Here is an 18,045-nt window from a genome sequence, read left to right on the forward strand (position 1 = left end):
GGAACCACCTGATCCCTTGCCGAACTCAGCAGTGAAACCGATCAGCGCCGATGGTAGTGTGGGGTCTCCCCATGCGAGAGTAGGTCATCGTCAGGCACCTATTCCGAGAAAACCCCGAGCTCATTGAGCTCGGGGTTTTTTCATGTTCAGTCCGTGACAGCAGTGCCTGTCACCATGAGCGTAGCCATGCTCCCGGAGATCGCCCGTGACGCTGACCACTCCCGCCCTGCTGTTTCCCGCCATCTCGCTGTTGCTGCTGGCCTATACCAACCGTTTTCTCACCCTGGCGCAGCTGATTCGCAAGCTGGCCGACGAGGAGAGGACCCAGCACCACGAGGGCAATGCCAAGCAGATCGTGCTGCTGCGCCGGCGCATCTCCCTGACCAAGCGGATGCAGCTGGCCGGCGTGCTGAGCTTTCTGTTCTGCACTCTGTCGATGTTTGCGCTCTTCCTGTCGCTGGATCTGCCGGGGCTGGTGCTGTTCGGTGCCAGCCTGGTGCTGCTGTCCGTCTCACTGATCTACTCCTGCTGGGAAATCCAGATATCCACCAATGCCCTCAACGTCCAGCTCCAGGATATCGAGGCGCTGGTGGCCTCCGGTTCCCGGCGGACACCGTCGAGCAAGGAACACCATGACCACACCGAGTGAACTGCTGCTCTACTGCCGTCCGGGCTTCGAGCCGGACCTGGCCGCCGAGATCACCGACAAGGCCTCTACCCTGGGCCGACCCGGGACCACCGAGTATCGACCCGATGGCGGCTTCGTGCGCTTCCTGGTCGAGGGGGGCGAGCCGGCCAACGGGCTGCATCGGGACCTGCCGCTTTCTGGCCTGGTGTTTGCGCGCCAGAGCCTGGTGGCCCTGCCACCGCTGTCGCTCTCCCGGGAGGATCGGCTGTCGCCCATCCTCGACCAGGTGAAGGCCAGCGGCTGGAGTTTCGAGTCGCTGTGGCAGGAGACCCCCGATACCAACGAGGCCAAGGCTCTGGCCGGCCTGATCAAGGCGCTGAAGCGTCCGCTGGAATCGATGCTGAAGAAGCGAGGCGCCCTGCGCCGAAAGGCGGGTGGTCGCAGGCTGCACCTGCTGTGGAGCGACGGGGATCGGGTCCAGCTGGGCATGAGCTTTCCCGGCAACCGCAGCGAGCTGGTGGGGGGCATCCGACGGTTGCGCTTTCCCCACGCGGCCCCCAGCCGGTCCACGCTCAAGCTGGAGGAGGCCTGGCACGAGTTCGTGCCGCGCGACGAATGGGAAGAACGGCTGGGCGAGGGCATGCAGGCGGCCGACCTGGGCGCGGCGCCCGGCGGCTGGACCTGGCAGCTGGTGCAGCGCGGCATGCATGTCTATGCCATCGACAATGGCCCGATGGACAAGGGGCTGATGGCCACCGGCATGGTGGAGCATCTGCGCGAGGACGGCTTCGTCTGGGCGCCTCCGGGGCGGCTCGACTGGCTGGTCTGCGATATCGTCGACCAGCCGTCGCGGGTCATGTCGATGGTGCAGCGCTGGCTGGTACGCCGCTGGTGCCGCGAGGCGGTGTTCAACCTCAAGCTGCCGATGAAGCGGCGCTGGCAGGAGGTCGAGAGCTGCCTGTCACGCCTCGAGTCAGCTCTCGCCGAGGCCGGTGTGCGGGCGGAGGTGGCGTGTCGCCACCTCTACCACGACCGTGAAGAGGTGACGGTGCACGTGCGGCTGCGGGACTGAGGCGACCATCAGCCGCTGGTCGCCTCGTAGATCCGGATGCGCTCATCCTCGGTCAGCAGCGGCAGCAGGCCCTGCATGACCCGGGCGCGGGTCTCGCTCTGGTACCACTCCTTCCAGGCGCGCAGGTCGCGCCACTTGGTGATCATCAGGCGTCGATCGCTGTGGCCGAACTCGACGAGGCTCTCGCCCCCGACGAAGCCCGGCGCGCCGAGGGAATGGCGCATGGCGTCCCGGGCGGCCGCCTCGTATTCTTCCTCCAGGCCGGGCATGATACGACGTTCGATAATGATCTTGATCATCCGGTAACTCTCCTACTTTCCTGTCCTGCAACGAGGTCATCGATGGTTGATTCCGCGGATTCCTTGCCGCCCACTGATGCACAGCTCGACACCACCGGGCTCTACTGTCCCGAACCGATCATGCTGATGCACAACCGGGTGCGCGACATGCGCCCCGGAGAGGTGCTTGAGGTGGTGGCCAGCGATCCGGCCACGACGCGTGATATTCCCAAGTTCTGCAGCTTTCTCGGCCACGAGCTTATCTACCAGCACGAGGACGACGGCCGCTACCGCTACCTGATCCGGCTCGGCTGAGGCGCGCCCGGCCCATCACCCCGCTGAGGGGGCCGTGTCGCTGTCGGGCATGACCATCAGGGCTAGGGCCTCGAGGGTCGTGGGATCTTCCTCGCGGATACGGCTGGCGATCTGACGCTGGAAGAAGTAGACCACCCGGTGCTGGCTATGGCCGGGATAGAGACAGGGGTCGCCGGGCAGGATCGGCGTCGTCTTTACGAGGCGTTCGTCGGCGAGCAGGGCCTCCACCGCGCCGTCGCTGTAGAGGCGCCAGCCGAAGACCTGCTTGAGCTGCCAGGGCGCATCACCCTCGTCCATGCACAGGGCATGGGTCCCCTGAGTCTCCGGGAGCTGCTGGATCAACGTGATCTCGTCGGTCTCCTCGTAGTCGAAGTAGGCCGCGGCGTGCTCGAGCTCCAGCACCTTGTGCTCCGGCGCCTGCTCGAAGAGCTCTTCGGTCTCCGGGTCGCGATAGCCGACGAAATGGCCGTGCTCGGCGTCATCGAGGCGGTGGCAGGGCGTCAGGGCCTCCATCCAGGGCACCAGGCCCACCACCTCACCATCTTCCTGGAGCCCCCACGCCAGCAGGGGCATGCCGTAGAGGGTGTCGCCATCCGAGGAGAGGCGATAGACCATCTCCAGGTTATCCAGCTCGGGTGACAGCCGAACGAGCCGGCGGCGTGCCAGCTGGCGTTGGCGCATGGTCTCGAGATCGATGACTCGAGCGCTGCGGTGTGACTGCGGGATTCCCATGATGTCCCTCCAAGTGCTGCATGGTCGCGGCATCGGCCTGGTTAGCAGCGCACTGCGTCACTGTAGCTTCATCAATAGCACAGAGTGATTGCCGAGGTTAAGTCCCGGTGATCGATTGGCAGCGACGGCTGAGGCGAGACAGCAGCGCCCGATGGTGGTCACGGGTCTCGGCGAAGGCCGGCAGGGGCGCCTCGGGATGGCTCAGCGACAGCCAGTCGCGGCGATACTCGGCGACCGCCGGGGGCGGCGCCACCTGAGCGTCGAGCAGGGCATCGATGGCCTCGAGCCAGTGGCGGGCCGAGCGCTCCAGGCTCGCCAGCCACTCGCTCAGGCGTGTGGCCTCGGGGGCGTCGCTCAGTCGCGCGAACTCGACGGGGCAGGCCTGACCTTCGGGGCGGTCCAGCGCCTGCTCGACCAGCGCCGAGGCCTCCCTCAGGCGCTGCTCGGCCAGCAGCAGGGTGCGCAGCAGCTCGGCAGAGAACGGGCGCTCCTGCAGGGTCTTGAAATGGCCTTCCAGGGTGGCGGAATCGGCGGCCCAGTCGGGGTCGAACTGGCGCAGGGTCGTTTCGCGCAGGTAGGCCAGGGCCGCGCTGCGCGGCCGTGCCTCGACGAGCGCCTCGGGTGCGAGGGGCGCGCTGGCTCGGGAGAAGTTCTTGACCCACTCCTCGGAGGCGAACAGGGCATTCCAGCTCACCCGCGGCAGCTGCTCGGTCTTGATGTCGGTGAGCCGCGAGAGACGTTCGCGGCTGGTCTCGGAAAGCGTCGCCGGCACCTCGGTGTTCCAGCACTGGCTGAGCCGTCGCCAGAGCTCGAGCTCGTAGAGCCAGCGCTGGCTGGGCGGTGCCACTCGCCCCAGCTGATTGTTGCGTCCCGCCACCAGAGAGGGGAGGTGGCAGTCGCGCAGGGCGTAGATATCGAGCATCCCCTCTCGGGTCTCGGCGACCTCGAAGAGCCGCTCATCCTGCTCGGGGAAGGCGCCGATATTGTCCGGGTCGGCCTGAGTCGGTGCCTCGAGGGCCAGGGTGTCGGCCAAATGCCGCTGGTAGTCGCCCAACAGTGTCTCGCTCGCGCCCTCGCCGCAGCCGGCCAGCAGCGTCACCGCCGCGGCCAGCAGCAGGCGCCGCCCGCCGCGGCGGCTCGTTTGCCGATGCTTAGTGGCGGGAAGTCTCGAACGTGTCATGGGCCCTCGCCTTGCTGATGCGCCTGAGTCGCTCGCCCAACAGTACCGCGGCGGTGGTCAGGCCGGCCACCAGGCCGATCCAGTAGCCGTGTACGCCCAGCGGCTCGATCCAGCCGGCGAGGCCGACCTGGCCGAGCCAGTGACCGCCCCCCAGCCCCACCAGCCAGTAGGCCAGCAGGGTGATCAGCATGATGATGCGGGTGTCCTTGTAGCCGCGCAGCGCCCCGGCCAGGTTGACCTGCAGGGCGTCCGAGACCTGGTAGAGCATGGCCAGGCCGACCAGTGACAGGGTCAGACGCGCCACCTCGCTGTTGTGAGTGTAGAGCGCGATCACCGGCTCGGCCGTGAGCCACAGCAGCAGGCTGTTGAGCCCCGCCACGCCGACGGACACCAGGATGCCGTTCCAGGCCACCAGGCGCGCCTGGTCGGGGCGGCCCTGGCCGAGGGTGTTGCCCACCCGCACGGTCAGCGCCATGCCGAGCGACAGCGGCAGCATGAAGAGGATCGAGGTGTAGTTGAGCGCGACCTGGTGAGCCGCCACGGTGATCTCGCCGAGGCTGGCCACGAACAGCGCGATCAGCGTGAACAGCGTCACTTCGACGAAGATCGCCACCCCGATCGGTACCCCCACGCGCAGCAGTTCGGCGATCAGCGGCCAGCGGGGCTTGGAGGGCGCCTGCCAGAGGTCGACGTCGCCATAGGCCCTGGAGCGTCGGGTATAGGCGACCATGGCCAGGCACATTACCCACATGGAGATCGCCGTGGCGATGCCGCAGCCCAGCGCGCCGAGGGCGGGCAGACCCTGCAGCCAGGTGGGAAGCCCGGCGCCGAACAGGCCTGTGAGGCCGTCGCCGCCGTAGATCAGCACGAAGTTGCAGGGGATGTTGACGGCGAGCCCCACTAGGCTGATCCACAGCGAAGGGCGGGTGTGGTTCATGCCGTCCGAGAAGGCGCGCAGCGCCTGGAACAGCGCCACCCCCGGCATGCCGAAGGCCAGCGCTGCCAGATAGGCCGTGGCGCGGCTGGCGACCTCTTCGGGCACCGCCATCAGCCGGAAGATCGGCATCACTACGCTCCACAGCAGCAGCGCGGCGACGATGCCCAGCGACAGGGCCACCCACAGCGCCTGGTGGACGCTGGGCCTGATGCCTGCGGTGCGCCCGCCGCCGAGCAGCTGGGCGACGATGGGCGTCAGCCCCATCAGGGTGCCGGTCATGAACAGCATCAGCGGCATCCACAGGCTGGCGCCCACTGAGACCGCCGCCAGGTCCGTGGCGCTGAGCCGCCCGGTCATCATCACGTCGACGACACTCATGCCGGCCTGGGCCAGCTGGGCCCCGCAAATCGGCAGGGCCAGGCGCATCAGGGAGGAGGTTTCCCTGCGGCTACTGGCCAGCAGGCGTGAGGAAAACGGCACCAAGGCGCGGCTCCATGCAGCAGAAGGGAAGGCAACGTCGATCCGCGACGCGCGCCGGGAAGGCGCTCAGTCTATCAGGGGCCAGCGATTTTCGCTCCGCCCATCCAGCGCCTATAATGGCGCCCTTTGCCATTGCCCGGGAGAGCGCGTGAGCCACCGACTCGAGGATGTCATCGCCCTGTTCGACGGCCTCTTCCAGCCGACCTTCCAGACTCGGCTGGTGCGAGGCGGCGACGAGCCGCTCTACCTGCCGGCGGACGCGCAGAGCCCCTGGCATCGGGTGATCTTCGCCCGGGGCTTCTTCGCCAGCGCCCTGCACGAGATCAGCCACTGGTGCATCGCCGGGGCGCGGCGCCGCGAGCTCGAGGACTACGGCTACTGGTACCTGCCCGACGGCCGCGATGCCGACCAGCAGCGCCAGTTCGAGTCGGTCGAGGTGGCGCCCCAGGCGCTGGAGCGGCTCTTCGCCGAGGCCTGTGCGCTGCCGTTCAACGTCAGCGTCGACAACCTGGGCGAGGTCCAGGTCGATCGCGAGGGCTTCCGGGCGCGGGTCGAGGCGCGTGCCGAGCGCTACCTGCACGAGGGCCTGCCCGGGCGAGCGGCGGCCTTCCGTCGTGCCCTGGCGGCCTTCTATCGCGAGGGCGCGAGTCGGGAGGCCGCCGTTGCCGCCGGGCGTGCCCTGCTCGAGCCGCAGGCTGTGGCCGGGTCGCGGCGGCGCGAGACGGTCGACTAGGCTGTAAGCACCCGCCGCCGGGCGATTAGTGGTACTAACCAGTGGTACTAATGGGCGATTTCGTGTGCGAGCACGACCCCGCCACTGTCTTCCACGTCAACCAGAACATCGAACCCGGCGAGGCCGACTGAGGCGATGCGACCGGCTCCCCGGCGCCCGAGATAGGCTCAGGCGTCGGGGGCGGCTCGCTCGACCCCGGCGAACGGGCTGAGCCGCAACCAGCCGATAAAGCGGCGGCGAAGGTCGGCGGGACCACGCAGGTCGAGCTCGCCATTGTGACGGGCGGCCTGGAGCGAGCGGTCGCCGAGCCAGATCGCCGTCAGGACAGGCAGGGGCACGGCGATGTAAAGGTCGACGGCGAAGCCCGGGTCCTTAAGGCAGATATCCACCTGGTCACGCTCGACGACCAGCCAATAGAAGCGTCGCTTGGCGGGGACGTCGGTGAGCTCGAAGCGCAGCACCGAGCGTCCCGCGGGGAAGCGGTCGATATGCAGGCGGCGATGGATATCCCACATCAAGAGCCCCGGGTCGAGGTCGTCGGCGCTGTCATCGGCTTTCCGGCGCACCCAGCGCTTCCCCCAGGCGCCCAGCGATTCGATGACCGGGCGCAGGGCCTCGCCGGCCTCGCTGAGCCGATACTCGCTGCCGCCCCCCGGGATCGCTCGTCGGACGACCAGGCCCTCGTCCTCGAGCCGCTTGAGGCGCTGGGACAGCAGCGAGGGCGACATCAACGGCACGCCCCGGCGCAGGTCATTGAAGTGGCGACTGCCGCACAGCAGCTCGCGAATCACCAGCGGCGTCCAGCGCTCGGCGACGATTTCGGCGGCCTTGGCCACCGGGCAGAACTGGCCATAGCCCTTGGTCATGTCCCTGACGCTAGTCCAGTGCCGCCGAGGGTACAAATATCGAACTGGTCGGGGCGAGGGGGAGGACCCAAGCTCAAGCTACGCCATCTCCTTTCACGAGCCGGTCGTGACGCACCAGACGGCCGGCCTCTCGAGCAGGGATAACGGTGTTATCCCGGGAGTCCGACCATGAATCCTTTCACTTCCCATCCTGACAGCTCCGCGACCTGCCTGGCGGAGCAGGACATCGCGCCGCTGCGCGGCATGCTGCGAGGCCCCGCCCTATTGCCTGGTGAGTCGGGCTATGACCAGGCGCGAGCGATCTGGAACGCCATGATCGACCGCCATCCGGCGCTGATCGTCCGGGCGCGGGGGACGGCCGACGTCATGGCGGCGGTCCGTTTCGCCCGGGAGCAGGGGCTGGAGCTCGCCATTCGCGGCGGTGGGCACAACGTGGCCGGCCATGCGGTCTGTGAGGGGGGGCTGATGCTCGACCTCTCGACCATGCCTGCGGCCCAGGTCGACCCGCGGCGGCGTGTCGTCCGAGTCGAGCCCGGCGCCCTGCTGGCGGACCTCGACAAGGAGACCCAGGCCCATGGGCTGGTCACCCCGGGTGGTTTCATCTCTTCCACCGGAGTGGCGGGTCTCACCCTGGGCGGCGGCTTCGGCTACCTGTCGCGGCGCTTCGGGCTGACCGTCGACAATCTGAGGTCGGTCGAACTGGTCACCGCCGGGGCCGAGCCCGTGCAGGCCAGCAAGGAAGAGCACCCGGAGCTGTTCTGGGGGCTGCGCGGCGGCGGAGGCAACTTCGGTGTCGCCACGGCCTTCGAATTCGACCTGCATGACCAGCCGCCCGAGGTCATGGCCGGACCGGTGGTACATGATGCGGCCGATGCGCCGGCGGTGCTGCGACGGGTCGCGGAGGTCATGCGCGAGGCCCCCGACGAGGTGGCCTGCCTGCCGGTGTTGCGGCATGCCCCGCCCAAGCCCTTCATCCCCGAGGCCTTCCATGGCGAGATGATCCTGCTGCTGGCGATGATCCACAGCGGTGACCCTGCCCACAGCGAGGCCGCGCTGGCGCCGCTGCGCCGGATCGGCCGTCCCATCGCCGATGTCGTGGCGCGGCGGCCCTATGTCACCTTCCAGTCGATGTTCGATGCCACCGCCAGCGCCGGGGCGCGCAACTACTGGAAGGGCCACTACCTCGACACGCTGGAGGGGGAGGCCATCGACGTGCTGTGCGACCGGGCCCGGCTCATGCCCGGCCAGGAGTCGTCCATCGGCATGCTCTCGCTGGGCGGCGAGACCGCCCGGCGGCCCGCGGACTCGACCCCCTATCCACACCGGCAGGCCGCCTGGGTCCTCAACATTCAGGCCCGCTGGCGCGAACCCGAGGATGACGAGCGCCAGATCGCCTGGGCCCGGGACACCTTCGAGGCCATGGTGCCCTTCACCACCGGTGGGGTATACGTCAACTTCATCAGCGGCGACGAGGGTGAGGCTCGGGTGCGGGCCGCCTACGGGGAGGACGTCCATGCGCGGCTGGTGGCGCTGAAGCGGCGCTGGGATCCCGACAACGTCTTCCACCTCAACCAGAACATCATCCCGAGCGCCTGACCCCCCGGGGGGCCGGGGTTTCCCGCCCCCACGCCGGGCTCGCTACCCTGGGGCGCCCATTTCCCACGCCCGGGTGCCCCAGTGCCCCATCGCCACGACGGCGTCATCGCCCTGTTCGCCGGCCTCTTCCAGCCGACCTTCCAGACTCGGCCGGGTGCCCCAGTGCCCCATCGCCACGACGGCGTCATCGCCCTGTTCGCCGGCCTCTTCCAGCCGACCTTCCAGACTCGGCCGGGTCGCGGCGGCGCGAGACGGTCGACTAGGCTGTAAGCACCCGCCGCCGACCGGAGGCCGCCCGTGGCCGACGCCGTTTCCCAGGAGCAGCGCTTCCTCGATGCCCTGCAGCGCGATGACTGGCCCGCGCCCGACCAGGATCACGGGCTCGATGAGGTCGGTCTCGACGCAGCGGCGCTCATCGAGCTGTTCGAGTCCCAGCTGATCAGCCGCCACCTCGATCTTGAGGCCCGCCGCCTGCAGGCCCGGGGCCAGGGGTTCTACACCATCGGCAGCGCCGGCCACGAGGGCAATGCGGCCATCGCCCGCGCCTTTCGTCCCGATGATCCCGCCTTCCTGCACTATCGCGACGCCGCCTTCCTGATCCAGCGCAGCCGTGCCGTGGCGGATCAGACGCCGATCCGCGACCTGCTGTTGAGCTTCGTCGCCTCGGCCGCGGATCCGATCTCCGGAGGGCGCCACAAGGTGCTGGGCTCGAGGGCCCTGCACATTCCGCCCCAGACCAGCACCATCGCCTCCCACCTGCCCAAGGCGGTCGGGGCGGCGCATGGCCTCGGCCTGTGGCGGCGTCTGGGGGGCGGCGGCGAGTGGTCGGCGGACAGCGTGGTGATCTGCAGCTTCGGCGATGCTTCCTTCAACCACTCCACCGCCCAGGGGGCCCTCAATGCCGCGGGCTGGGCCGCCTTCCAGGGCGCGCCCATGCCGCTGGTGATGGTCTGCGAGGACAACGGCCTCGGCGTCTCCATGCCCACGCCGCCCGGCTGGATCGCCGCCAGCATGCGTGCCCGCCCCGGCATCCACTACCTCGCCGGCGACGGCCTCGATCTGCTGGACACCTGGCGGGCGGCCCGCGAGGCGGCGCACATCGCCCGTATCCGCCGCCAGCCGGTGTTCCTGCACCTGCGCTGCGTGCGGCTCTTCGGCCACGCCGGCTCGGATGCCGAGCAGGCCTATCGCTCGGCGGCGCGCATCGCGGCCGACGAGGCCCGCGACCCGCTGCTGGTCAGCGCCGGGCTGCTGCGCCGCCACGGCCTGCTCTCGGCCGACGAGATCGCCGAGCGCTACCGGGCGATCGGTGATCGAGTGGCCCGCGAGGCCGAGTGGGCGGTGGGCCAGCCGAAGCTCGAGCGCGCGGCGCAGGTCATGGCGAGCATCGTGCCGCCGCCGCGTGCCGGTCGCCGGCAGGCTTGGCAGGGCGAGGTCGACGCCACCCCGGCGCCCATGGCCAGGCTGATCAACCAGGCGCTGGCGCGGCTGATGGCACGCTATCCGCACCTGGTGATGGCCGGGGAGGACATCGGCCGCAAGGGCGGGGTCTACGGCGTCACCCAGCGGCTGCAGGCACGCTTCGGGCCGCATCGGGTGATCGACACCCTGCTCGACGAGCAGAGCATCCTCGGGCTCGGCATCGGCCTCGCCCAGAGCGGGCTGGTGCCGATCCTCGAGATCCAGTTCCTCGCCTACCTGCACAACGCCGAGGATCAGCTGCGCGGCGAGGCGGCGACCCTGAGCTTCTTCTCCTGTGGCCAGTACACCAATCCCCTGGTGGTGCGTATCGCGGGGCTCGGCTACCAGAAGGGCTTCGGCGGCCACTTCCACAACGACAACGCCATCGCCGTGCTGCGCGATATCCCGGGGCTGCTGGTGGCCTGTCCGTCCGGCGGGGTCGAGGCGGTGGGGCTCCTGCAGGAGGCGGTGCGCCTGGCCGACGAGGAGCAGCGGGTGGTGGTGATCCTCGAGCCGATCGCCCGCTACCACGGCCGCGACCTGCTGGAGGAGGGCGATGAGCGCGCCTGTGGCGTCGATCCGGGCCCGGACTATCGCCTGGCCGTGGGGGAGTTCGGCCAGTGGGGCGAGGGGCGCGACCTGGCCATCGTCAGCTACGGCAACGGGGTGCACCTGTCGCGACGGGCCGCCGTGCGCCTCGAGGCCGAGGGCATCGCCGTGCGCATCATCGACCTGCGCTGGCTCACCACCATCGACCACGCGGCCCTGCATGACCGGGTGGCCGAGTGCGCACGGGTGCTGGTGGTGGACGAGTGCCGCCGCAGCGGCTCGCTCAGCGAGGAGCTGATCACCGGCCTGGTCGAGGGCGGCATGGCGGGCGAGCGGCTGGCGCGGCTGACCGCCGAGGACAGCTTCATCGCCCTGGGGCCCGCCGCCACGCTCACCCTGCCCTCGGTGGAGGGCATCGTCGAGCGGGCCCTCGGCCTGGTGGGGCGGGGCGGTCGCTAGCGGCTGATGCTGGCGCTTCGCGAGCGCCCCGCTCAGTCGTCGACGTCGTCGCCATCCATCAGCCGGCCATCGAAGGGCATGGCTTCGCGGGCTTCGGCGTCCGGGGAGAGGCGCTGGTGCAGGTGCAGCATGACCTCCACCTCGTGCTCCGGGCGCAGCGGCTCGAGGCCCAGTTCGCCGAACAGGTCGCCGCGGGCGCGCGGCCAGTCGCCGGGTTCCAGGTCGCCATAGAGGCTCTCGGCCGGGGCCAGTTCCACGAAGGGGTCGAGGCCGTAGGTGTCGAAGAGGCGCGAGATGGCCGCCTCGTCGTCGCCGACGCCCGCCGTGTAGAGGGTCTGGTTGAAGTGGTCGTTCTCCAGCTCGCGGATCACGTCCAGCGGGCTCACCCCGATGCTGTTGAGCTCTTCCATGCTGTAGCCGCCCAGCGAGTGCATCTCGCTGTCGAGCCAGTCGTCGTCGGGCTGGATCAGCGTGTGCTTGATGCGCCCGTCGGTGAGCGTCCAGGCGATCGCCAGCGGCAGGCCGTCGTCGTCGCCGGTCTCCACGGCGATGAAGCCGGGCGTCTCGTTCGTGCCGGAACCGGCCATGTCAGGAGTCCTCGTGTTCGGTGTCGGGGGGCGTCTCGCCCGTCGGCAGGCGGAAGAAGGCGCGGGCGGTGGCCGTGGTGGTCCGTGCCAGCTCGGCCTCGTCCAGGCCCCGCCAGTGGGCGATCTCGCGCACGATCCAGGGCAGCAGGGCCGGCTCGTGGCGCCTGCCCTTGAGTTTGGCAGGTAAATTGCGCGGCAGCAGGTAGGGGCAGTCGGTTTCCACCATCAGCCGATCCAGGGGGATCTCGCCGACCAGCTCACGCAGGTGGTGACCGCGGCGCTCGTCGCACAGCCAGCCGGTCAGGCCGATGTGCAGGTCGAGGTCCTGGTAGCCGTAGAGTGTCTCGCGATCGGCGGTGAAGCAGTGGATCACGGCGTCAGCGATGTCGTCACGCCAGGCGTAAAGCATCTCGCGCATGCGCCGTCCGGCATCGCGCTCGTGGAGGAACAGCGGCTTGCCGCTCTGGGCCGCCAGGCCGAGCTGGGCCTCGAAGGCGCGCTCCTGATCGGCGGGGCTCGAGAAGTTGCGATTGAAGTCCAGGCCGCATTCGCCCACCGCGACCACCTCCGGGGCGCGGTGGAGCTCGCCCATGGCCGCGGCGAGGCTCGGCGACCACCGGCTGGCATCGTGGGGATGCACGCCGGCGGTGGCGTAGAGCCCCGGGTAGCGTTGCGCCAGCGCCACGGCCTGCTCGGCGTGCTCCCGGTCGGTGCCGGTGAGGATCAGGGTGGTCACGTTGGCGGCCCGGGCGCGCCGGATCGTCGCCTCGAGGTCGCGGGCGAAGCTCTCGTGGGTCAGGTTGGCGCCGATGTCGACCAGCGGGGCCGGTGAGCGGAACCTCAGCGCCTCGGGCAGCACGTCATCGAAGGGGGGCGTCGCGTCGGCCACGGCGGAACACTCCTGTGAAAGCGGGCGCGCATTGTACCCGGGAGGACGGGGGTGGGGCCACGCCGGCCCGACCATGCGTTACACTAGCGCCCTTGATGAACGACGAGGTGAACGCGTGACCCTGCTACGACTGGAACAGCTGCAACTGGCTTACGGTACCCACGTACTGCTCGACGGCGCCGACCTGGTGCTGGAGAGGGGCGAACGCCTGGCCCTGGTGGGGCGCAACGGCACCGGCAAGTCGACCCTGCTGAAGATCGTGGCGGGGGAGATCCAGGCCGACGGCGGCCATATCTGGCGCGCGCCGGGGCTGAAGATCGGCGTGCTCGCCCAGGAACTGCCGGACGCCTGCGGGCAGACGATCTTCGACGTGGTGGCCCAAGGCCTGCCCGAGGCCGGTGAGCTGCTCTCCGAGTACCATCACCTGATCCACGACGACGATCCGGACATGGATCGCATGGCCAGGCTGCAGACCCGCATCGAGGCCATCGACGGCTGGTCCTTCCACCAGCGCATCGACGTGGTGCTGACCCGGCTGGGGCTGCCCGAAGACGCCGCCATGGCCGATCTCTCCGGCGGCTGGCGCCGGCGCGTGGCGCTGGCCCGAGCGCTGGTCGCCGAGCCCGACCTGCTGCTGCTCGACGAGCCCACCAACCACCTGGACCTGGACACCATCGCCTGGCTGGAGGAGCAGCTCGCCGACTTCAACGGCGCGGTGCTCTTCATCACCCACGACCGGGCCTTCCTGTCGAAGCTCGCCACGGCGATCCTCGAGCTCGATCGCGGGCGCCTCGGCCGCTACCCGGGTGACTACGCCGCCTACCAGGAGCAGAAACAGCACGAGCTGGAGGTCGAGGCCCGCGAGAACGCCGAGTTCGACAAGAAGCTCGCCCGCGAGGAGGCGTGGATCCGCCAGGGCATCAAGGCGCGGCGGACCCGCAACGAGGGTCGGGTGCGGGCGCTGCAGCAGCTGCGCCACGAGCGCAGCGAGCGCCGCGAGCGCCAGGGCAAGGCCGCGCTCTCCGTGGACAGCGGCGCGCGCAGCGGCAAGCGGGTGGTGGAGCTCTCCCACGTCACCCATCGCTTCGGCGACGAGGTGGTGATCGACGATCTCAGCCTGGAGATCCAGCGCGGCGATCGGCTCGGCTTCATCGGCCGCAACGGCGCCGGCAAGACGACGCTGCTCAAGATCCTGCTCGGCGAGCTCGAGCCAAGCGAGGGCCAGGTGCTGCTGGGTACCAAGCTGCAGGTGGCCTACTTCGACCAGCTGCGCGCCGGCCTGGAGCCGGAGAAGACCGTCTACGACAACGTCGCCCAGGGCAGCGATCGCATCAGCGTGGGGGGCCGCGACCGCCACGTGATGAGTTACCTGCAGGACTTCCTGTTCACCCCGGACCGCGTGCGCCAGCCGGTCAAGGCGCTCTCCGGCGGCGAATCCAACCGCCTGCTGCTGGCCAAGCTGTTTACCCAGCCGGCCAACGTGCTGGTGCTCGACGAGCCGACCAACGACCTGGACGTCGAGACCCTGGAGCTGCTCGAGGAGCTGCTGCTCGACTTCGACGGCACCCTGCTGCTGGTCTCCCACGACCGGGCCTTCATGGACAACGTGGTGACCAGCGTGCTGGCCTTCGAGGGTGAGGGCCGGGTGCGCGAGTACGTGGGTGGCTACACCGACTGGGTGCGCCAGGGCGGCACGCTGCCGCCGGCGCCCTGGGAAGGGGCGGCCCGCCAGGGCGTCGAGCCGACGGCCGCGGCGGCCGCCGCCGAGCCCGCCAGGGCACAGAGCGAGGCGGCCCCGTCGCCGACGGCCCCCAAGCGGGTCAAGCTCTCCTACAAGCTGCAGCGCGAGCTCGACGGCCTGCCCGCCGAGATCGAGCGCCTCGAGGCGGACGTCGTGGCCTTCGAGGAGCAGGTGGGAGCGCCGTCCTTCTATCAGCAGGAGGCCGAGACCGTCGCCGCCACCCTGCAGTCGCTCAATGACACCCAGGCCGCGCTGGACGCGGCGATGGAGCGTTGGATGGAGCTGGAGGCGATGGCCGCCGGCGAGTGACGGTGTCGGCCGGTATCGCCCACGGCCCGATGAGCCGGGGGCGGACACGAGAAAGGCGCCCGGGGGGCGCCTTTCCGATGGGGCATCGCGGGGTCGTCTAAGCGGGTTACTCCTCGCTCTTGGCACCGACCCGCACGGCCAGCACGTCGCACTGGGCGCCATGCAGCACGCCGGTGGAGGTGGAGCCCAGCAGCAGGGCGAAGCCGTGCCGGCCGTGGGAGCCGACCACGATCAGATCGACGTCCTGCTCCTCGGCGAAGCGATGGATCTCGGTGTCCGGCATGCCGACCACCACGTGCTGGTTGTCGCGGTCGACGTGGCCGTCGGCGATCTCGGCGAGGCGCTGCTTGGCGTGCTCGTCGAGCTGGTCCTGGATGCTGGTCAGGTCCATGGGGATGTCGCCGCCATAGGCGAAGCCCAGCGGCTCCAGGGTGTGCATGATGGACAGCTTGGCCTCGTTGCGATCGGCGATCTGCATCGCGCGCTCGAGGACCTTGTGGGAGTCCTTGGTCAGGTCGACGGCGACCAGGACATGACGATATTCATTGCTCATGGTGTGACTCTCCGTACCGCGTCCAGCGTGTCTGTTGGTGTCTCAACTCTATGACCCCTTGTAAGACAAGACAACGACTTGCGTCAATATTCACCGAGGAGACCCCCATGGTCTGGTTACTCATCATCGTCATCGTCGGCCTGGTCTTCGCCCCGGTGATGTGGCTCAAGCCATCGCCCAGCCAGCGGCGCATGGGCAGGCTACGCACGGCGGCTCGCCAGGCGGACGTGACGGTGCGGCTCGAGTCGCCACCGCTTCATGGGGCGGGCGGGACCATGGCGGCCTACCGCTGGGCCTATCCCCAGCAGCACCCGGGGCCGGACTTCGTGCTGGTGCGCGACGAGGCGGCCAGCGCCTCGCTCAAGCCCTTCCGGGAGGGCTGGCGCTGGCGCGTCGAGCCGCTGCGCCCGCTGCCGGCCGAGGCCCTGGAACGACTGGAGGACGCCCTGGCGGCGCTGCCCGGGGATGCGCTGGTGCTGGAGTCCGGCAGCCTTGCCCTGACCCTGTGGTGGGAGGAATCCCTGGCGGTCGAGGCCCTGTCGCCGCTGCTGGCACGGCTCACGGCGCTGCGCGATGCCCTCTCGGGGCGGCCCGACCGGCCACGCCGTCAGGCGCGCACGCCTTCGATGCCGCGCTGAGGCCGATCACTCCTGGGCTTCGCGGGCCTGGATCGCCAGGCCGTTCTCCTCGATGCGCGACAAAAGACTCGTCAGGTGAGCCACGTCATCGGCGTCGAGGCCGGCCAGCATCTCGGCGCGGGCCTGGTTGACCACCGCATCGATCTGCTGGAGCAGGGGGGTGGCCTCGTCGGTCAGGAAGATCCGCTTGGTGCGCCGGTCCTGGTCGCAGCCGCGCCGCTCGATCAGCCCCTGCTCGGAGAGCTGGTCGAGAGTGCGCACCAGCGACGGCGCCTCGACACCGATGGCGCGGGCCAGGTCGCACTGAGGCTGGCCGTCGCCAAGGCGCCACAGGTGATAGAGGGTGATCCAGCGCGTCTGGGTCAGGCCCAGAGGGGCCAGACGGCGGTCGAGGACGGCGCGCCACAGGCGCGGCACGCGAGACAGCTGGAAGCCGATGTTCTGGGGCATGGGTCTGTGCATCCGCGGGAAGTCTGACGGGATTGTCGGAACCACTGGCGTGAAATGCAAGCAGGCTTACCATTTCACTGGCGGCACCCCGCATCGCGTGCCCCTTCTTCCGTGACTCCTGTCGTATCTCGCCCTTCGCCGACCGGCCCTTCGTCAACGCTCCCTGCGACGATCACTCTCCCGGCAGCGGTCGCCGACGCGGGCCGACGCGCTCATGGCGACCCGCTTACTTCTCTTCGTCGCTCGCTCCATCGGCCGGTGGCGACGCCTGCTGCGTGGCGCTTGCCTTCCCCGTCGACGCCGGAGCGTCGTCGGGCGACGCGGGCTGTGGCAGCAGGCGGCGGATGTCCAGGCCGGGAATGCCGGAGGGCGCCTGGATCGTGCCGTCGGCCAGGGTGGCCGCCTCCCTGTCGTCGCTGACGGTGAAGCGCAGCACCCCGATGCGCTGGTCGCTGTCGGTCATCACGTCGATGCGCCAGGCACCGCTCGAATCCTCGGGGAAGTTCTGCTTGTGGCTCCAGGCCCGGTAGCCCGCCGCTCGACCGCCCCGGATCGCCAGTGGGATGCGGTCGACCTCCACCCCCTCGTGCCGCCAGACGTGCACGATCTCCTCATTCAGCCCGCGGGGCGCATGGATCGCCGTGTAGGCATAGAGCCCCTGGCCGCTCAGGGCAGCCGGGGTCAGCGGCGTGCTGCCCAGCGGGTGCCGCGCCTGTCGCGCGAAGGCCGGGGAGAGCGCGCTGCCCGAGATCCACAGGCTGGCCGGTGGCACCCAGGCCCGGCCGGCCCAGGCGGCGCCCGCCAGCAGCGGCAGCAGGGCCAGCATCGCCAGCACGCGGGGCGTGCTCAGCGGGCGCAGCAGGTGTATGAGGCTCGGCAGGCTGAACAGCAGCATGGCGCCGATGGCCAGCACCAGGCTCTGGCCGGTGGTCAGGTGCAGCAGGGTCGGCAGGGTGACCAGTACCACCACGAACACGCACTGGGCGTGGAAGGCGAAGTAGAGCCAGCGATGGCGTTCGGCCATCCGGTAGTAGAGCGGATCGAGGATCGACAGCAGCGCCATGGAGAGGATCAGCAGGGTGAACAGCGCCTGGCCGCTCTGCCATACCGTGGTGGCCAGCAGAAATGGGAGGGTGAAGAACAGGGTCTCCTGGTGAATCAGCTGGGCGATGAAGGCGGTCACCCCGCGGGGCAGCGCCGGGTAGCCGCGCCGCACCAGCAGGCGGCCGATCAGGCTCTCGGAGAGCAGCAGGATCCAGGCCATCAGCATGCCCAGGGCGAGCATGGCCCCCAGCCACTGCTGGCGCTCCACCAAAAAGAAGCTGGCCAGCCCCGCCGCCAGGGCCATCGGTGGCCACAGCCAGCGCCAGGGACGCAGGCGCGCCATCAGGCGCTCGAGTCGTGCCTGCCAGGCCGCCAGCCGCGAGGGTGGCCCGTCGGCAGGCGGCTCGGCGGAGCGAGAGCGGGGATCGGTATCGGGCGCTGGCGTCATGGCCGCATCTTACCAGCATGGCCTCTCACGGGGTGAGCCGCCCGCCACGTGCCATGCTGGAGGGACGGGCTTGACGTGGACGCAGGACTGTCCCAAGCTG

The 18,045-nt window shown here is 69.7% G+C and carries 19 protein-coding genes and 1 rRNA gene; 10 read left to right on the forward strand and 10 right to left on the reverse strand.

The genetic code is table 11. The features are described from left to right. The 3 genes from rrf to rlmM form a co-directional block, all read left to right on the forward strand. Positions 1 to 96: ribosomal RNA gene (rrf, locus tag ABE957_RS01740) — 5S ribosomal RNA — on the forward strand; the annotation flags it as partial. 109 nt (positions 97 to 205) lie between these two features. Then, on the forward strand, positions 206 to 649 hold the full coding sequence (locus ABE957_RS01745) for a DUF2721 domain-containing protein (protein WP_349756948.1): 444 nt from the start codon (positions 206 to 208) through the stop codon (positions 647 to 649). Next, complete coding sequence (gene rlmM, locus ABE957_RS01750; protein ID WP_349756949.1) at positions 633 to 1,700, forward strand: 23S rRNA (cytidine(2498)-2'-O)-methyltransferase RlmM; 1,068 nt, start codon at positions 633 to 635, stop codon at positions 1,698 to 1,700. Before ABE957_RS01745 ends, rlmM begins: the two co-directional genes overlap by 17 nt. An 8-nt stretch (positions 1,701 to 1,708) precedes the next feature. Here the strand turns inward: rlmM and ABE957_RS01755 are convergent, their stop codons facing one another. Next, on the reverse strand, positions 1,709 to 1,999 hold the full coding sequence (locus ABE957_RS01755; RefSeq protein WP_349756950.1) for an antibiotic biosynthesis monooxygenase family protein: 291 nt from the start codon (positions 1,997 to 1,999) through the stop codon (positions 1,709 to 1,711). A 42-nt stretch (positions 2,000 to 2,041) separates the two neighbouring features. On the opposite strand from ABE957_RS01755, the gene tusA reads away from it, so the two are divergent. Continuing rightward, positions 2,042 to 2,293 (forward strand): sulfurtransferase TusA, encoded by a 252-nt coding sequence (gene tusA, locus ABE957_RS01760; RefSeq protein WP_349756951.1) that lies wholly within the window; start codon positions 2,042 to 2,044, stop codon positions 2,291 to 2,293. A gap of 15 nt (positions 2,294 to 2,308) precedes the next feature. On the opposite strand, the gene ABE957_RS01765 is transcribed toward tusA, so the two are convergent. The 3 genes from ABE957_RS01765 to ABE957_RS01775 form a co-directional block, all read right to left on the reverse strand. Continuing rightward, a complete protein-coding gene (locus ABE957_RS01765) occupies positions 2,309 to 3,025 on the reverse strand; it encodes a hypothetical protein (protein ID WP_349756952.1) in 717 nt (238 codons plus the stop codon). 97 nt (positions 3,026 to 3,122) lie between these two features. Next, on the reverse strand, positions 3,123 to 4,205 hold the full coding sequence (locus tag ABE957_RS01770; protein ID WP_349756953.1) for a DUF3080 family protein: 1,083 nt from the start codon (positions 4,203 to 4,205) through the stop codon (positions 3,123 to 3,125). Then, the gene (locus ABE957_RS01775; protein ID WP_349757282.1) at positions 4,177 to 5,568 is read right to left on the reverse strand and encodes an MATE family efflux transporter; all 1,392 of its coding nucleotides are present in this window, start codon (positions 5,566 to 5,568) and stop codon (positions 4,177 to 4,179) included. Before ABE957_RS01775 ends, ABE957_RS01770 begins: the two co-directional genes overlap by 29 nt. Positions 5,569 to 5,770: 202 nt before the next feature. Between ABE957_RS01775 and ABE957_RS01780 the strand changes: the two genes are divergently transcribed. Then, positions 5,771 to 6,355, forward strand: coding sequence for an elongation factor P hydroxylase (locus ABE957_RS01780; RefSeq protein ID WP_349756955.1), 585 nt, complete (start codon positions 5,771 to 5,773; stop codon positions 6,353 to 6,355). Positions 6,356 to 6,522: 167 nt separating this feature from the next. Here the strand turns inward: ABE957_RS01780 and ABE957_RS01785 are convergent, their stop codons facing one another. Beyond that, positions 6,523 to 7,221, reverse strand: coding sequence for a winged helix-turn-helix transcriptional regulator (locus tag ABE957_RS01785; protein WP_349756956.1), 699 nt, complete (start codon positions 7,219 to 7,221; stop codon positions 6,523 to 6,525). Positions 7,222 to 7,389: 168 nt separating this feature from the next. On the opposite strand from ABE957_RS01785, the gene ABE957_RS01790 reads away from it, so the two are divergent. The 3 genes from ABE957_RS01790 to ABE957_RS01800 all read left to right on the forward strand — a co-directional run bounded on the left by ABE957_RS01790 (position 7,390) and on the right by ABE957_RS01800 (position 11,286). After that, positions 7,390 to 8,817 (forward strand): FAD-binding oxidoreductase, encoded by a 1,428-nt coding sequence (locus ABE957_RS01790; RefSeq protein ID WP_349756958.1) that lies wholly within the window; start codon positions 7,390 to 7,392, stop codon positions 8,815 to 8,817. An 81-nt stretch (positions 8,818 to 8,898) separates the two neighbouring features. Continuing rightward, positions 8,899 to 9,087, forward strand: coding sequence for a hypothetical protein (locus tag ABE957_RS01795; protein ID WP_349756959.1), 189 nt, complete (start codon positions 8,899 to 8,901; stop codon positions 9,085 to 9,087). Positions 9,088 to 9,114: 27 nt separating this feature from the next. After that, positions 9,115 to 11,286: a thiamine pyrophosphate-dependent enzyme gene (locus tag ABE957_RS01800; RefSeq protein ID WP_349756960.1), complete on the forward strand. Its 2,172-nt coding sequence runs from the start codon at positions 9,115 to 9,117 to the stop codon at positions 11,284 to 11,286. A gap of 32 nt (positions 11,287 to 11,318) precedes the next feature. Here ABE957_RS01800 and ABE957_RS01805 read toward each other — a convergent pair whose 3' ends face one another. Then, complete coding sequence (locus tag ABE957_RS01805) at positions 11,319 to 11,873, reverse strand: hypothetical protein (RefSeq protein WP_349756961.1); 555 nt, start codon at positions 11,871 to 11,873, stop codon at positions 11,319 to 11,321. Position 11,874: 1 nt separating this feature from the next. Then, positions 11,875 to 12,762, reverse strand: coding sequence for a TatD family hydrolase (locus ABE957_RS01810; protein WP_349756962.1), 888 nt, complete (start codon positions 12,760 to 12,762; stop codon positions 11,875 to 11,877). A 115-nt stretch (positions 12,763 to 12,877) separates the two neighbouring features. On the opposite strand from ABE957_RS01810, the gene ABE957_RS01815 reads away from it, so the two are divergent. Then, entirely contained in the window at positions 12,878 to 14,812 is a 1,935-nt protein-coding gene (locus ABE957_RS01815) for an ATP-binding cassette domain-containing protein (protein WP_349756963.1), read from the forward strand. A gap of 106 nt (positions 14,813 to 14,918) precedes the next feature. Here the strand turns inward: ABE957_RS01815 and ABE957_RS01820 are convergent, their stop codons facing one another. Next, positions 14,919 to 15,365: a universal stress protein gene (locus tag ABE957_RS01820; protein ID WP_349756964.1), complete on the reverse strand. Its 447-nt coding sequence runs from the start codon at positions 15,363 to 15,365 to the stop codon at positions 14,919 to 14,921. Between the two features lie 107 nt (positions 15,366 to 15,472). Here ABE957_RS01820 and ABE957_RS01825 point away from each other — a divergent pair, with 107 nt between their 5' ends. Next, positions 15,473 to 16,003: a preprotein translocase subunit YajC gene (locus ABE957_RS01825; RefSeq protein ID WP_349756965.1), complete on the forward strand. Its 531-nt coding sequence runs from the start codon at positions 15,473 to 15,475 to the stop codon at positions 16,001 to 16,003. 6 nt (positions 16,004 to 16,009) lie between these two features. Here ABE957_RS01825 and slyA read toward each other — a convergent pair whose 3' ends face one another. Both slyA and ABE957_RS01835 read right to left on the reverse strand, forming a co-directional pair. Beyond that, positions 16,010 to 16,453, reverse strand: a complete 444-nt coding sequence (gene slyA, locus ABE957_RS01830; RefSeq protein WP_349756966.1) for a transcriptional regulator SlyA — start codon at positions 16,451 to 16,453, stop codon at positions 16,010 to 16,012. Between the two features lie 226 nt (positions 16,454 to 16,679). After that, positions 16,680 to 17,945 (reverse strand): DUF5924 family protein, encoded by a 1,266-nt coding sequence (locus ABE957_RS01835; RefSeq protein WP_349756967.1) that lies wholly within the window; start codon positions 17,943 to 17,945, stop codon positions 16,680 to 16,682. Positions 17,946 to 18,045: the final 100 nt, after the last annotated feature.

Source organism: Halomonas pelophila (genome assembly GCF_040196315.1).
Lineage (GTDB): Bacteria > Pseudomonadota > Gammaproteobacteria > Pseudomonadales > Halomonadaceae > Halomonas > Halomonas pelophila.